Here is a 14,530-nt window from a genome sequence, read left to right on the forward strand (position 1 = left end):
GTGTTCGAGTCGGTGCTGATCGCCAACCGGGGCGAGATCGCGGTCCGGATCGCCCGGACCTGCCGGGAGATGGGGCTGCGTACCGTGGCGGTCTACTCGACAGTCGACCGCGACTCGGCGGTGGTGCGGCTGGCCGACGAAGCCGTCCAGATCGGGCCGGGTCCGAGTCGGCGCAGCTACCTGAGCGCCCCGGCCATCATCGAGGCGGCCCGCCGCACGGGGGCCGACGCGATCCATCCGGGGTACGGATTCCTCTCCGAGGACCCGGACTTCGCCGAGATCTGCGAGGCCGACGGGATCACGTTCATCGGGCCACCGCCCGCCGTGATGGCCGCGCTGGGCGACAAGGCCCGGACGCGGGGCATCATGGCGGGCCTCGGTCTGCCCGTGCTCCCCGGCACCACCGACGCCGTCGAGTCGGCGGCCGACGCCCGCGCGGTCGCCGAGGAGATCGGCTTCCCGCTGATCATCAAGGCGGTCGCCGGGGGCGGCGGTCGAGGCGTACGGGTGGTTCGCGATCCCGCCTCGTTCCTGGGTGAGTTCGCCTCCGCGCGGGCCGAGGCGCAGCTGCTCTTCGGCGACAACCGGGTCTACATCGAGCGCTATCTCGAATCGGCCCGCCACGTCGAGGTGCAGGTGCTCACCGACCGCTACGGCAACGGCATCCACCTCGGCGAGCGCGACTGTTCTGTGCAGCGGCGTCACCAGAAGCTGATCGAGGAGTCACCCGCGCCCGGGTTGCCGCAACACATGGTCGATCGGATGACCGCCGCGGCGGTCACCGGCGCGCTCGGTGTCGGCTACGTGGGCGCGGGCACCTTCGAGTTCCTGGTCGGCGGTGGGGACGACTTCCACCTCATGGAGGTCAACTGCCGGCTCCAGGTCGAACACCCGGTCTCCGAGCTGGTGACCGGCGTCGACCTGGTACGCCAACAGATCCTCGTCGCGGCCGGCGAACGGCTCGCGCTGACCCAGGCCGACGTGACGCCGCGCGGCACCGCGATCGAGTGTCGCCTCAACGTCGAGGACCCGGCGCGTGGCTTCGTACCGACGCCGGGTGAGCTGACCCGCTTCGACCTGCCAGCCGGCCCGTTCGTCCGCGTCGACACGCACGGGTACGCCGGCTACCGGGTGCCGGCCGACTACGACTCCCTCCTCGCGAAGGTGGTCGTCTGGGCGCCCGACCGCACCCAGGCCCTGGCCCGGATGGCCCGCGCCCTCGACGAGTGTGCCGTCGAAGGGCCAGGTGTGGCCACCACCCGCGACTTCCTCCGCTCGACGCTCGACCACCCGCTGTTCCGCGCCGCGAAACACGACACCTCGCTGGTCGACACCATGCTCACCGGCCTCCAGCCGGACACCACCGAAGCTCCAGGGCGCCACTAACCGAAGGGTTCACACTGCTGCCGGTTCGCGGGTTTGCGGCCCGTGCGTCCACGCGGGCGCCTGCGGACGGAAGGTGGCCGACATGGCAATTGACAACGCTTCTCGAGGTGTCAGCCGACGGCGATTACTGGCCGGAGTCGGCGCGGGGGCGCTCGTGGCCGGCACCGGGGGAGTCCTGCTCGACGCGACGCCGGCGGCGGCCGCGTTCTCCAACCGGTTCGGTCGGATGTTCCCGTCGCTGCCGGCGTTCGGGTCCGCGACGACCCAGATGCGGAACGCGCTGATCGACCTGTCGCGCGTCGGCGGCCCGATGGACGCACGCGACCCGCTCAGCGTCGGCGCGGAGGCGCTCGCCGACCAGCAGCAGCACAGCATCAACAACCCCGACAACTTCTCGATCCCGCAGGGCATGACGTACTTCGGGCAGTTCATCGACCACGACCTGGCGTTCGAGACGACGGCGCCGCTGGGCACGCCGGTCGACCCGACCACTGTGCCGAACCCCCGGACGCCGGCCCTCGACCTCGACTCGCTCTACGGTGGCGGGCCGACCGGAAACCCGGAGCTGTACAACTCGGCCGACCCCGCCAAACTCAAGATCGAGTCCGGTGGGCGCTTCGAGGACCTGCCACGCAACTCCAGTGGCAGGGCGATCATCTTCGACGTTCGCAACGACGAGAACCTGCCGATCGCGCAGATCACGGCCGCGTTCATCCTCTTCCACAACCGCGTGGTCGACCTGGTGCGCGCACAGGGAACACCGGCGGCGCAGGTCTTCGGCGCTGCCCGGCAACTCGTCACCTGGCACTACCAGTGGATCGTGCTCAACGAGTTCCTTCCGCTGATCGCCGGGCCGGGCACTGTCTTCACAGTGCTCAACGGAGGCCGCCGCTTCTACAAGCCGGAGCCGAACGCGACGTTCATCCCGGTCGAGTTCACAGCGGCGGCGTTCCGCTTCGGCCACAGCCAGCCCCGACCGGCCTACCTGGTCAACCGCACCGGCAACGGTGGCGACGAGTTCTACGCCATGCTCTTCGACCCGGCGCTGAGCGGCGCGGACCCGGCCGACCTGCGCGGTGGGAAGCGGGCCGCCCGTCGCTACCTCGACTACCAGTTCTGGTTCCAGTTCTTCGACGGCCAGGTGCGCTGGAGCAAGTGGATCGACGTCCGCAACTCGACGCCGCTGTTCGGCTTCCCGCTGCCACCGCCGCCGTCCGGCTCGCCCTCGGCCAACCTGCTCGGACGTGACCTGCTCCGTCAGCTCACCTTCGGCATCCCGTCGGGCCAGCGGATCGCCGCCCACATCGGGGCGCCCGCACTCGGCAGCTTCAACTTCCCGGAACTCAGCGGGTACGGCCTCGGCCTGGACTCCAACACCCCGCTCTTCTACTACATCCTCAAGGAGGCACAGCTCCAGGCCGGCGGCGGTTCGTTGGGCGCGGTAGGTGGGCGAATCGTCGCAGAGGTGCTCATCGGCATCGCCCAGCTCGACCCGGCCAGCTACCTGAAGGTGCAGCCCAACTGGCGTCCGACCCTGCCTGCCCGCTTCTCGGGCCAGTTCACGATGGCCGACCTGCTCACGTACGCCCGGGTCGACCCGGCCAGCCGCAACTCCTGACGGCGCTTGCTCCGCACCCGGGCCCGGTGGCCCGGTGGCCCGGTGTGCGGAGCATGAGCCGGTTGAACGGGACTCCAACGGTCCTCGACGCGGGTGGGGGAGGGTGCGGGCATGACTGGCGACTTCAGCGATTTCAAGGTGGCGGATCTGTCGTTGGCGGCCTTCGGGCGTAAGGAGATCGAGCTTGCCGAGCATGAGATGCCCGGTCTGATGTCGATCCGGAGGGAGAACGCCTCGCGGCAGCCGTTGAAGGGTGCGCGGATCACCGGCTCGCTGCACATGACGATCCAGACGGCCGTGTTGATCGAGACGTTGGTGGCGCTGGGCGCGCAGGTCCGGTGGGCGTCCTGCAACATCTTTTCCACGCAGGACCACGCGGCGGCGGCGGTCGCTGTCGGCCCGACCGGCACCCCGGACGCCCCGGCGGGTGTCCCGGTCTACGCCTGGAAGGGCGAGTCCCTCGACGAGTACTGGTGGTGCACCCAGCAGGTGCTGCTCTGGCCGGACGGGCAGGGCCCGAACATGATCCTCGACGATGGTGGTGACGCCACGCTGCTGGTGCACAAGGGCGCCGAGTTCGAGGCGATCGGCGCGGTGCCGTCGCCGGAGAGCGCGGACTCCGAGGAGTACGAGGTCATCCTCGGCGTGTTGACGCGGTCGCTGCGGGAGGACGACCGCCGCTGGACGCGGGTCGCCGCCGGGATCAAGGGAGTGACCGAGGAGACCACGACCGGCGTGCACCGCCTGTACGAGATGCAGCAGGCCGGGAACCTGCTGTTCCCGGCGATCAACGTGAACGACTCGGTGACCAAGAGCAAGTTCGACAACAAGTACGGCTGCCGGCACTCGCTGATCGACGGGATCAACCGCGCCACCGATGTGCTGATCGGCGGGAAGGTCGCCGTCGTGTTCGGATACGGCGACGTCGGCAAGGGCTGCGCCGAGAGTCTGCGCGGTCAGGGTGCGCGGGTCATCGTGACCGAGGTGGACCCGATCTGTGCCCTCCAGGCGGCGATGGACGGCTACCAGGTCGCGACCATCGATGACGTTGTCGAGACCGCCGACATCTTCGTGACCGCGACGGGCTGCTTCAGCGTGATCACCAACGAGCACATGGCGCGGATGAAGCACCAGGCGATCGTGGGCAACATCGGCCACTTCGACAACGAGATCGACATGGCCGGTCTCGCGAAACGCGGAGACGTCGAGCGGATCACCGTGAAGCCGCAGGTGGACGAGTGGCGGTTCGCGGACGGTCACTCGATCATCGTGCTGTCCGAGGGGCGGCTGCTGAACCTGGGCAACGCCACCGGGCACCCGAGCTTCGTGATGTCGAACAGCTTCGCCAACCAGACCATCGCGCAGATCGAGCTGTTCACCGGCACCGACCAGTACCCCATCGGTGTCCACACCCTCCCCAAGCACCTGGACGAGAAGGTGGCCCGACTCCACCTCGCCGCGCTGGGCGTCCGCCTCAGCGAGCTGACCAAGGAGCAGGCCAACTACCTCGGCGTCCCGGTCGAGGGGCCCTACAAGCCCGACCACTACCGCTACTGAGAGGCCCGTCCGCATGATCGCCGTATCCGGCTCGATCGCGACCGACCATCTGATGCGCTTCCCTGGGCGGTTCGCCGAGCAACTCATCGCCGGCAGCCTCGACACCGTCTCGCTCTCGTTCCTCGTCGACGACCTCGTCGTCCGACGCGGCGGGGTCGCGGCCAACATCGCCTTCGGGCTCGCCCAACTCGGGCACCGGCCGGTGCTGCTCGGTGCTGTCGGCGGCGACTTCGGCGACTACCGCAGCTGGCTGGAGCGGCACGGGGTCGACTGCTCGGAGGTGCAGGTCAGCTCCGTCGCACACACCGCCCGGTTCATCTGCACCACCGACACCGACCTCTGCCAGATCGCGTCGTTCTATCCCGGTGCGATGGGCGAGCCCGACCGGATCAGCCTCGACGGTGTCGCCGCCCGGGCCGGTGGGCTCGGGCTCGTCATCCTCGCCGCGGAGAACCCGGACACGATGCTCGCCCGCGCCGCCGCCTGCCGCCGACTGGGCCTGCCCTTCGCCGCCGACCCGTCACAGCAGCTGGCTCGGATGCCGTCGGCCGACATCGAGGCGATGATCAACGGCGCGCGTTACCTGTTGACGAACGAGTACGAGGCGGCGCTGCTGGAGTCGAAGACCGGGCTGAGTGAGGACGACATCCTGCGCCGCGTGGGCGTGCGGGTCGTGACCCTGGGCGCCAACGGGGTACGGATCACGGGGCAGGACGGCGACTTCCTGGTACCGGCGGCGCAGGTGGGCGCCATCGTCGACCCAACCGGTGTCGGCGACGGCTTCCGGGCCGGCTTCTTCGCCGCGCTCGCCGCCGACCTGCCCATCGAGCGGGCGGCGCAGGTGGGCTGCGTCCTGGCGGCGCACGTCCTGGAGGTCGAGGGCCCGCAGGAATACACGATCGACGCCGACGCCTTCGAGCGTCGCCTCGCCGAGTCGTACGGCTCCGATGTCGCTGTCGATGTGCGTGCGCTGGGGCTGGCCCGGGTCTGACCGGGCCAGCCGGGGTGCTCGACCGTCCCTTGTGAGGACCCGACCTTTCGGGGCCGTCACCGGCCGGGCGCCCCGCGCACCACCAGTCCGGCCGTGTCAGCCGCCCTGGTCAAGAGGTTGCCCTCGATCCGCTCGACAGCGGCCTGGTAGGTCCCACGTCGCCCGGGGGACAGGGTCGGATCCGCCAACGCCCGCTCCAGATCAACCAGACGGATGTTCGGGTTCAGATCGACGAAGGTGGGGATCGCTTCGATGGCCACCACCTTCCACCTTCCCGCCTCGCTCGCCGGACCAAACGTCACCCGGGTCATCGCGCCGTCACGGTTGGCGTTGATGGGCTTCTCGTGCCGGGCGATCTGGTTGCCCATCCCGTAGACGATCCAGGTGTCGCCGATCCGCTCCACCGGCTGAACGACGTGCGCGTGATGCCCGAAGACGACGTCCACGTCGTCGATCGCGGCGATCTGACGCGCCCAAATCTGCTGGTCGGCGTCCGGCTCGTGCTCGTACTCGGTGCCCCAGTGCAGGCTGACCACCACGATCTCTGCGCCCGCCGCCCGAGCTGCCGCCGCGTCCCGCCGGATGGTCTTCACGTCGATCAGGCTCGCCACCCACTGCTTGCCGGCGGGCGGACGCAGGCCGTTGAAGCTTCTGGTGAGGCTGATGTGCCCGATCTTCACGCCCTTGGCCTGATAGATCTTGACGATGCCGGCGTCACGCTTGGTCCGGTAGCTGCCGGCGTGCCCCAGACCCGCCTTGTCCATCGCGTCGAGGGTCCGCTTGACGCCGTCGTACCTATGGTCGAGGGTGTGGTTCGAGGCGGTGGAGCATCCGTCGTACCCGATGCTCTTGAGGCCCTTGAGCACCTCCTGCGGCACACTGAAATTCGGATAGCCGATGTACGGGCCCCCCGGCGGTGCCAGCGGGGTCTCCAGGTGGCACAGGGCCAGATCGGCGCTGGAAACGGTCTCGCTCACCGGTGCCAGCATCGGGCCGAAGTCCAACGTGCCGCCGCCGTCGGTCCGGGCCTGCTCCCACAGCTTGGGGTGCAGCAGGATGTCCCCCGCACCGAGCACGGAGACCGTACGGTCGGCGACCGCCACCGGGTGGGGCGGGTCAGCCCACGCAGGCGTTTCAGCCGGCGCGGGCGACTCGGCCGGCCAAGGGCCGAGGACGTAGATCGCGCCCACCCCGACAGCTAGTGCGATCACGCAACCGAGGATCGTCCGTAGCGTGTGGGAGCGCTCGCCGCTTAGCTGAAAATTACTCGCCACCGCGACAGGCTAGCCCGCCCTGGTCGGCCCTACCGGCCGTGCTGATGGACGAAGCGATCCGCCATCGACAAGTGTCCACACCTTGGCAGCGGTGCGCGCCTCCGCTAACGTCCATGGGAACGCTCCCATGAACTTAGATACATCTATGTGATCTGGAGGCAATACGTCGTGGCTATCCTCTCCTCGCTCCGCCGCAGATCGGCGGCCATCAGCGTGGCGGCCGTCGCGGGCGCCACCGCCGTCGGCGTCTGCCTCGCCGTCAGCAGCGCCTCCGCCGGCACGCTGTCCGGGTCGCTCTACCGCGACCCGAGTTCGGCCGTCGTCCGCTGGGTCGCCGCCAACCCCGGCGACTCGCGCACGGCCGTCATCCGCGACAAGATCGCGAGCCAGGCGCAGGCGCGTTGGTTCGCCAACTTCAATCCCTCGACAGTGCAGTCCGAGGTCTCCGGGTTCATCGGCGCCGCCAACGCGGCGCAGCAGATCCCGGTGCTGGCCGTCTACGAGATCACCAACCGCGACTGCGGCGGAGCCAGCGCCGGTGGCGCGCCGGACCTCAACCAGTACCAGACGTGGGTATCCAACTTCGCCAGGGGACTGGGCAACCAGACCGTCATCATCATCCTGGAAACCGACTCGCTCGCCCTGCTGACATGCCTCAGCAGCGCGGAGATCAACGCGCGTAACCAGGCGATCTCGACGGCCACCCGGACCATCAAGTCGGGCAACCCCAACGCCAAGGTGTACCTCGACGGCGGCCACTCCACCTGGAACAGCGCTGGTGAGACGGCCAACCGGCTCCGGGCGGCCGGCGTGCAGTACGCCGACGGCTTCTTCACCAACGTGTCGAACTACAACTCCACCTCCAGCGAGGCGAACTTCGGCCGGGCGGTCATCTCCTCCCTCAACGGCATGGGGATCTCGGGCAAGCGCCAGGTCATCGACACCAGCCGTAACGGGGGCGCCAGCGGGGACTGGTGCGGCGACGACAACACCGACCGGCGCATCGGGCAGTACCCGACGACCAACACCGGCGACGGCAACATCGACGCGTACCTGTGGGTGAAGCCGCCGGGGGAGGCCGACGGCTGCCGGTTCACTGCCGGCTCGTTCCAACCCGACCTGGCCTTCAGCCTGGCCAACGGTGCGCCCAACCCGCCCACGACCACCCCGCCGACGACGCCGCCGCCGACGACCACTCCACCGACCACGACCCCACCGACGACCACGCCGCCGACCACCCCTCCGCCGAACACCACGCCGCCGGCCGGTGACGGCTGCTACGCGTCGATAGCTGTCAACCAGTGGGCTGGTGGCTTCACCGCCAGCGTGACGGTCACCGCCGGCAAGTCGGACATCAACGGCTGGACCGTGACGGTGGCGCTGCCCGGTGGCGCGGTCACCAGCGCCTGGAACGCCCAGGTCAGCGGCACCAGCGGAACCGTCGGGTTCACGAACGTGAGCTACAACGGGCGGGTCCTGGGCCGACAGTCGACCAACTTCGGTTTCCAGGGCACCGGCACCGGCCCGGGTGTGTCGGCCGACTGCGTCACCAGCTGACCCCGACCGCTGCGGCGGGCCCGGCGTGGAGGACCACTCTCCGCGCCGGGCCCGCCCCCGTACCCGCGGAACGAGCCGGGCTGCCCCATCTACGTCTGCACGCTGGTGGCCTGTGGCTTCCCGGCATCGCGGCTGTGCGTCTGCCGCGCCGACCAACTGTTGTGGTCGGGCTTGTGGTCGCTCCCTTTCCTGCGGGACATCTCGTGGCCGGCGAGCAACGCGATCGCCACGGCCGTCAGCAGGCCACCGAACAACGGGATGACGCGCACCCCGGCCGTCGCCAGCAGGCCCGCACCGATGAACGAGCCGGCAGCGAGGCCGAAGTTGAACGCGACGCTGAGGCTGGCCGACGCCATGTCGGTCGTCGACGGGGCCACCTGCATGACGCGGTGCTGGATTCCCGCGATCAGCGAGCTGAACGACATCCCCGCCACGGCGAGCAACGGGATCGTCAACACCTTGCTCGGGCCGACTCCATAGAGGCCGAGCATCGCGGCGGTAAGGAGTCCGAGCAGGACCAGCACGACACCGAGTGGGAACCGGTCCAGGAACCGACCGACCGCCCAGGTGCCGGCCACTCCGAACGAGCCTTGCACGAAGAGCAACAGGCCGAGAGATGCTGCGGCGAACCCACTGACGTCGAGGAGGAAGACGGTCATGTAGGTGAACGCGCCCATGGCGCCGGTGACAGCGAGGATGGTGGCGATCAGGAGCACGACGAAGCGGTGCCGGTCCGGCACCGGCCCGACGTCGCCCGCACTCTGTTGCGGTGTGACGCTCGGCAGGAGCAGGGCGACCGCCACGCAGGTGACGAAGCCGAAGATGGCCATCGCGACGAAGGCGGCCCGCCATCCGGCCTGCCCGCCCAGCCACGTGCCCAGCGGCACGCCGAGGACGGGGCCGAGAGCGTTGCCGATCGACAGCCGAGCCACGATGCGACCTCGGATGTTCGCGGGGAACATCGATATCGCTACCGGGAACACCACCGCCCAGAAGACACCGTTGGTGGTGGCGGACACCAGCCGCGCGGCGAGCAACACCTCGTAGGAGGTGGCGAAGGCCGACACCGCTGTCGCCGCGGCGAACACACCGAGGGCGCCGGCGAGCAGTGGGCGCCGGGGCACACGCCTGGTGACCCGGGTCAGCGGGAGCGCCACAACCATGACCACCACGGCGTATCCGGTCACCAGCAGACCGGCCTCGGACCTGGAGCGTCCCAGGTCCGGCGCGATCAGCGTGAGCAACCCGATCGGAAGCACCTCGGTGGTGACGTAACAGAAAGTGGCGGCGGACAACGCGGCGAGGGCGTAGACCGCACGTCGTCGGTGCACCATGAGCTACCTCCCAGATCCTGGACGAGGTGTAGCAAGCAGCCGTGACGCACGAGCCCTCGTGATCCCGGCTAACTAGGTTTTGAAGGTAGCATAGGTCGCCGTGCATCCCTCGATGTAGGCGTGGGATAATGTGTCGGTCGCACCTCCCTTACGCATTTAGGTGGTAGCATTGCCGCATGTCAATCGACGTGTGCCAGCTACCGTTGGTCGGCGGCCACGCGGCACTCGAACTGGCCAACACCCTCGAACGAGGGGGCGAGTCGCCACACGACTTCCTGACCGACAGCTCCGCATTGCTGCGCTGGTCGACCCACGTAGGGGTGGTCAGCGACGCGGAGGCCGACCAGGTGGGCAGGGCTTGGCGCGACGAGCCTGCGGCGGCGCACGCGGGGCTGGCCGCCGTGCGGGACATCCGTGAAAGCCTCTATCTCGTGCTGCTCGCAGCGATCACCGACGCGGACGGCGGTACGGCGGGTGACCCCATCGCCGCCGGTGCCGCGCTGGTCGCGCTGCATCAACGCTGGTCCGGCGCAGCCGCCCGAGCGAGATTCGTGCTCGACTCGTCGCAGGTGCGGCTGGTCTACGGCACGGTGCCGGCCATGCTGGTGCCCGACCGGATCGCCGAGGCCGCCCTCGACGTCATGCTGACGGCCGACCTGACCCGGGTGCGCCGCTGCCCGGTGCTCGAAGGGGGCTGCGGCTGGCTGTTCCTCGACCAGAGCCGCAACGGTTCCCGCCGCTGGTGTCGCATGGCCGACTGCGGCAACGCGGTGAAGGCGCGACGGCTCACCGAGCGTCGCCGTGCCGCCCGTTCCTCCAGTTCGTAGCCGTTTGGTCGCCGGTCGGGGGCGATTCACGGGTCCAACGCAGGCCAACGAGGGCCACTCCCTGCCAGCGCGGGTCAACCCGCAGGTCGTTACACTGACCACTCGCGCCCCCGTAGCTCAGGGGATAGAGCATCGGTTTCCTAAACCGTGTGTCGCAGGTTCGAATCCTGCCGGGGGCACCTCGAACATCAGCAAGCTTGGTGGCCACGGCCGCAGCTGAGTCTCTCCGGGAACCTCGCCTAGAAGGGTCGTTCGTGCGCCCGAAGGGAGCGGTAGAAGGTGCCCGGCTGCCGGTTCGGCGGCTGACCCGCAGCGAGCTGGTCGCCGTCGACATCGTCGTCGCCGGGCTGCTCGCCACGGTCTACCTGACCGCCCTGCCCCGGTCGAGCACGCTTCCCGACTGGCTGCATGGCGTGCTGATCTCCCTGATCGCGCTCCCCGTCGCAGTCCGCAGGGTCTGGCCAATGCCAGTCTTCGTGAGCGTCGCCTTCGCATCGATCGTCAGCCTGTCATTGGGGGTCCTGCCGGACCCGCTCCTCGCGGCGGCCCTCACCGCTTATACGGCTGCGGCCATCGATGGTCAGCGAAGCCGTCGCAGTTGGCTGGTGATCGTGTCGTCCAGCCTGGTTCTGACGTTTCTGGCCGTCGCCACCGGGTCGCCGCAACCGTGGTCGAGTCGATTCGGAACTCTGCTGCCCGGCCTCGCCTTGGTGGGCGCCTCCTGGGCCGCCGGAATCGCGGTTGCGCAGCGGCGGGCGTACGCGGTCTGGCGGGCTGCCGACCAGGTTGAGCGAGCGGTCTCCGACGAACGGCTGCGAATCGCCCGCGAGGTGCATGACATCGTGACGCACAACCTGGGGGTGATCGCGGTCAAGGCAGCGGTGACCCGACACCTGGCTCGGGACCGGCCGGCCGAGACGCTGGCCTCGCTCGCAGTGATCGAGCAGGTCAGCCGAGAGGCGCTCGCCGAAATGCGGCAAGCCCTCCGGCTTCTCCGGGACAGCGACGAACCTCGTGGACCGGCCCCTGGTCTGCCCGACGTCCCCACACTGGTGCGCCGTGCCGAGAAGGCGGGCCTGACCGTCCGGAGCGAGCTGCCCGAGCAGGACGACGTCCCGCCGGGCGTGTCGTTGACCGCTTACCGGATCGTTCAAGAGGCACTGACCAACGTCATCAAGCACGCTGGGCCGACCCGCTGCAGCCTGACGGTCCGGAGCGCCGGGAATGAGCTCCTCGTCGAGGTCGCTGACGACGGGCCGGTAAGCGGCCGGCCGATCCGCTCTTCCGCAGCGGAGGGGTTCGGCCTGGCCGGTATGCGGGAGCGGGTGGAGATGCACAACGGTGACATGACGGCAGGGCCGCTGGCGGCCGGCGGCTTCCAGGTCCACGTGAAGATCCCGTACACACGAGTGGGTGGTCGGCAGTGATCAGGGTCGCGATCGCCGACGACGAGCCCATGTTGCGCGAGAGCTTCCGCCTGCTGGTGAGCTCCGATCCGGAGTGCACGGTCGTCGGGGAGGCGGCCGACGGCGCGGCCGCGGTCCGGCTGGCGAAGAGCAGGCGGCCGGACGTCATGCTCATGGACGTGCGCATGCCGCACACCGACGGCCTTGAGGCCACTCGCCTGATCACCGGCGACCAGGCCACCACGGACGTCCGGATCCTGATTCTGACCATGTTCGACCTGGATCCGTACGTCTATTCGGCCCTGCGCGCGGGTGCCAGTGGGTTCCTGCTCAAGGACGTCGCCCCCGCCGATCTGCTGGCAGCCGTTCATGTGGTGGCCGGCGGGCACGCGTTGTTCGCGCCCAGCGTCACCCGACGGATGATCGCTCGATTCAGTGCGGCCGAGGCCATTTCCGACACGGGTCGCCTGGATGTCCTGACAAACCGGGAGCGGGAGATCCTGACGCTCGTCGCCAACGGGCTGTCGAACACGCAGATCTGCGACCGCGAGCACATCAGCATGGCCACCGTGAAGACTCACCTCAACCGGATCCTGGGCAAGCTCAGTCTCCGCGACCGCGCCCAACTGGTGATCGCCGCCTACGAGAACGGGCTGGTCAGCGCCGGGGCGCAGGCCGAGGTCAGCCGGCGTCGCGGAGAGATGCGCTGACCGAGGTCGAATCCGCCGTCCTGCCCCGGTGCGAAGGGGGCATCTGTCATGCATCACGACGACGGATCAACCAGTACCCGACCGCTGCGGCCGTGAGCGTCCAGAGCAGAAGCACGAGGATCCCCTGCCCGGCGGTCAGTTCGCCCGAGTCGGCCGTCACCTGCATCGCGCGCATGCCGGCCTGGTCCGGTAGGAATTGCGCCACCGGCTTGGTACCGGAGATCGTGCCGAGCGCCGGCCCCACCACGAAGAACAGCGGCATGAGGATGCCCAATGTCAGCGCGGTGCTGCGTAGCAGTGCCGCGACTGCTGCGGGGAAGACGTTGATCAGTACGACGTACGCGACTCCGCCGAGTACGGCCCGCGCGGCACCGGGGTCGGACAGGCTCGCCCCGTGTGGTCCCAGCGCGCTCTGGGTGATCAGAAACGACGCGATCACGGCTGTCCCGCCGACGATCAGCGCGACTGCCGCCACGACCAACAGCTTGGCCAGGTAGAACAGGCCCCGGGTGGGCACCGCTGCCAGCGAGGCGCGGATCATCCCGCTCGTGTACTCGGAACTGAACACGAGCACCGCGAACACGACGAAGGCCAGATTGCCGTAGAGAAGGGCGTTGAACCCCGAGTTGATGGGGTTGAAGTCCGACGCCAGCATGTTGCTACCGCTGTCGATGGCGTTTCGAGTGGACAAGCCGCCTGCCAGTGCCAGACCGTGACTGATGACCAGCGCCAGCGGCAGTGTCACCAGACTGCCCACCGTTGACCGCGCCTTGATCCATTCCGAGTGCAGGACTGCGGGTACCGTGTTGCTGCTCACCGGCTTGCCTCCGTGATCCCACCGCGATACTCGACGGCATCGGCTGTCAACTTGATGAACGCGTCCTCCAGCGAGGCGGTGCAGGGTGTGAGCTCGGTGATTATCAGGCCTTCGTCCCGACCGACCGCGCCGATCTGCTCCAGCTCGGCGCCCAGCGCGTGCAGTGTCCCGTCCCCCGCTTCGGTCACCTGGATCCCACGGGCGGTCAAGGCGCTGCGGAGGCGCGCGGCCTCGGGTGAGCGCAGCCGGATGTACGAACCCGCATGCTGGGCCACAAAATCGCTTGTCGGGATGTCGGCGAGCATCCGCCCCCGGCCGATGATGATCAGATGATCGGCGGTGGCCGCCATCTCGGTCATCAGGTGGCTGGACAGCAGCACCGTGCGCCCCTCGGCCGCCAGCCCTGTCAACAGCTGCCGGATCCACCGGACCCCCTCCGGGTCGAGCCCGTTGATCGGCTCGTCCAGGAGCAGCACCGGCGGATCCCCGAGCAGCGCGGCGGCCAACCCGAGCCGCTGTGTCATGCCCAGCGAGAACCCTCGAACCCGCTTGCCGGCGACGCTCTCCAGCCCGACCATCTCGATCACCTGACGCACTCGCTGCCGCGAGATGCGGTTGCTGGCCGCCAGGCTGAGCAGATGGTTGTACGCGGACCGCCCAGGGTGCGCCGCGCGGCTCTCCAGCAGCGCACCGACCTGCCGTAGGGGCTCGGTCAGTTCGCCGTACTCCTTGCCGTTGATTCTGACGTGCCCCGACGTGGGCCGGTCCAGTTGCAGCATGAGCCGCATGGTGGTGGACTTCCCGGCCCCGTTGGGACCGAGAAAGCCGGTGACCCGCCCTGGCCTCACAGTGAACGTGAGCCCGTCGACGGCGGTTTTGGCACCGTAGTGCTTGGTCAGCTCAGTCGCCTCGATCATGCCCTCAGCCTGCCGGCGGGGCCCTGTCCGCCGCGTCGAACCACGGTTTGACAATGCCCATGGCTGAGCGGCTGCGCGCTCCCTCTCGGCGCGGTGCCCCGCGCCGCGAGCCCCTCATCTCCCCCGGAGGGCTCGC

Annotated in this window: 12 protein-coding genes and 1 tRNA gene; 9 read left to right on the forward strand and 4 right to left on the reverse strand. The window is 69.1% G+C overall.

Annotated elements, in window-relative coordinates; genetic code table 11:
- The 4 genes from NIE79_RS31715 (at nucleotide 1) to NIE79_RS31730 (ending at nucleotide 5,552) form a co-directional block, all read left to right on the forward strand.
- Complete coding sequence (locus tag NIE79_RS31715; RefSeq protein WP_238682068.1) at nucleotides 1–1,386, forward strand: acetyl-CoA carboxylase biotin carboxylase subunit; 1,386 nt, start codon at nucleotides 1–3, stop codon at nucleotides 1,384–1,386.
- An 82-nt stretch (nucleotides 1,387–1,468) separates the two neighbouring features.
- A complete protein-coding gene (locus NIE79_RS31720) occupies nucleotides 1,469–3,004 on the forward strand; it encodes a peroxidase family protein (protein ID WP_238682069.1) in 1,536 nt (511 codons plus the stop codon).
- Between the two features lie 111 nt (nucleotides 3,005–3,115).
- Entirely contained in the window at nucleotides 3,116–4,561 is a 1,446-nt protein-coding gene (ahcY, locus tag NIE79_RS31725) for an adenosylhomocysteinase (protein WP_238682070.1), read from the forward strand.
- Between the two features lie 13 nt (nucleotides 4,562–4,574).
- A complete protein-coding gene (locus NIE79_RS31730; protein WP_238682071.1) occupies nucleotides 4,575–5,552 on the forward strand; it encodes a carbohydrate kinase family protein in 978 nt (325 codons plus the stop codon).
- A 56-nt stretch (nucleotides 5,553–5,608) separates the two neighbouring features.
- Here the strand turns inward: NIE79_RS31730 and NIE79_RS31735 are convergent, their stop codons facing one another.
- Nucleotides 5,609–6,763, reverse strand: coding sequence for a CapA family protein (locus tag NIE79_RS31735; protein WP_238682072.1), 1,155 nt, complete (start codon nucleotides 6,761–6,763; stop codon nucleotides 5,609–5,611).
- Between the two features lie 231 nt (nucleotides 6,764–6,994).
- On the opposite strand from NIE79_RS31735, the gene NIE79_RS31740 reads away from it, so the two are divergent.
- A complete protein-coding gene (locus NIE79_RS31740) occupies nucleotides 6,995–8,383 on the forward strand; it encodes a glycoside hydrolase family 6 protein (protein WP_238682073.1) in 1,389 nt (462 codons plus the stop codon).
- 89 nt (nucleotides 8,384–8,472) lie between these two features.
- Here NIE79_RS31740 and NIE79_RS31745 read toward each other — a convergent pair whose 3' ends face one another.
- Nucleotides 8,473–9,717: an MFS transporter gene (locus NIE79_RS31745; RefSeq protein ID WP_238682074.1), complete on the reverse strand. Its 1,245-nt coding sequence runs from the start codon at nucleotides 9,715–9,717 to the stop codon at nucleotides 8,473–8,475.
- Nucleotides 9,718–9,893: 176 nt separating this feature from the next.
- Between NIE79_RS31745 and NIE79_RS31750 the strand changes: the two genes are divergently transcribed.
- The 4 genes from NIE79_RS31750 to NIE79_RS31765 all read left to right on the forward strand — a co-directional run bounded on the left by NIE79_RS31750 (nucleotide 9,894) and on the right by NIE79_RS31765 (nucleotide 12,660).
- Nucleotides 9,894–10,544, forward strand: a complete 651-nt coding sequence (locus NIE79_RS31750) for a CGNR zinc finger domain-containing protein (RefSeq protein WP_238682075.1) — start codon at nucleotides 9,894–9,896, stop codon at nucleotides 10,542–10,544.
- Between the two features lie 106 nt (nucleotides 10,545–10,650).
- Nucleotides 10,651–10,723 (forward strand) — tRNA-Arg (locus tag NIE79_RS31755).
- A 21-nt stretch (nucleotides 10,724–10,744) separates the two neighbouring features.
- A complete protein-coding gene (locus NIE79_RS31760; RefSeq protein ID WP_238682128.1) occupies nucleotides 10,745–11,971 on the forward strand; it encodes a sensor histidine kinase in 1,227 nt (408 codons plus the stop codon).
- Complete coding sequence (locus tag NIE79_RS31765) at nucleotides 11,968–12,660, forward strand: response regulator (RefSeq protein WP_238682076.1); 693 nt, start codon at nucleotides 11,968–11,970, stop codon at nucleotides 12,658–12,660. The genes NIE79_RS31760 and NIE79_RS31765 overlap by 4 nt, the downstream gene beginning before the upstream one ends.
- A gap of 46 nt (nucleotides 12,661–12,706) precedes the next feature.
- Here the strand turns inward: NIE79_RS31765 and NIE79_RS31770 are convergent, their stop codons facing one another.
- Both NIE79_RS31770 and NIE79_RS31775 read right to left on the reverse strand, forming a co-directional pair.
- A complete protein-coding gene (locus NIE79_RS31770) occupies nucleotides 12,707–13,477 on the reverse strand; it encodes an ABC transporter permease (RefSeq protein ID WP_238682077.1) in 771 nt (256 codons plus the stop codon).
- Complete coding sequence (locus NIE79_RS31775; protein WP_238682078.1) at nucleotides 13,474–14,394, reverse strand: ABC transporter ATP-binding protein; 921 nt, start codon at nucleotides 14,392–14,394, stop codon at nucleotides 13,474–13,476. The genes NIE79_RS31770 and NIE79_RS31775 overlap by 4 nt, the downstream gene beginning before the upstream one ends.
- Nucleotides 14,395–14,530 lie beyond the last annotated feature (136 nt).

Source organism: Micromonospora trifolii, assembly GCF_022229005.1.
Taxonomy (GTDB): Bacteria; Actinomycetota; Actinomycetes; order Mycobacteriales; family Micromonosporaceae; genus Micromonospora; species Micromonospora trifolii.

Bases quoted from the DNA above. Each gene is read 5' to 3' on its own strand.
- NIE79_RS31730 (WP_238682071.1), top strand. From the start codon at position 4,575: ATGATCGCCGTATCCGGCTCGATCGCGACCGACCATCTGATGCGCTTC.
- NIE79_RS31775 (WP_238682078.1), bottom strand. From the start codon at position 14,394: ATGATCGAGGCGACTGAGCTGACCAAGCACTACGGTGCCAAAACCGCC.
- NIE79_RS31745 (WP_238682074.1), bottom strand. From the start codon at position 9,717: ATGGTGCACCGACGACGTGCGGTCTACGCCCTCGCCGCGTTGTCCGCC.
- NIE79_RS31720 (WP_238682069.1), top strand. From the start codon at position 1,469: ATGGCAATTGACAACGCTTCTCGAGGTGTCAGCCGACGGCGATTACTG.
- ahcY (WP_238682070.1), top strand. From the start codon at position 3,116: ATGACTGGCGACTTCAGCGATTTCAAGGTGGCGGATCTGTCGTTGGCG.
- NIE79_RS31750 (WP_238682075.1), top strand. From the start codon at position 9,894: ATGTCAATCGACGTGTGCCAGCTACCGTTGGTCGGCGGCCACGCGGCA.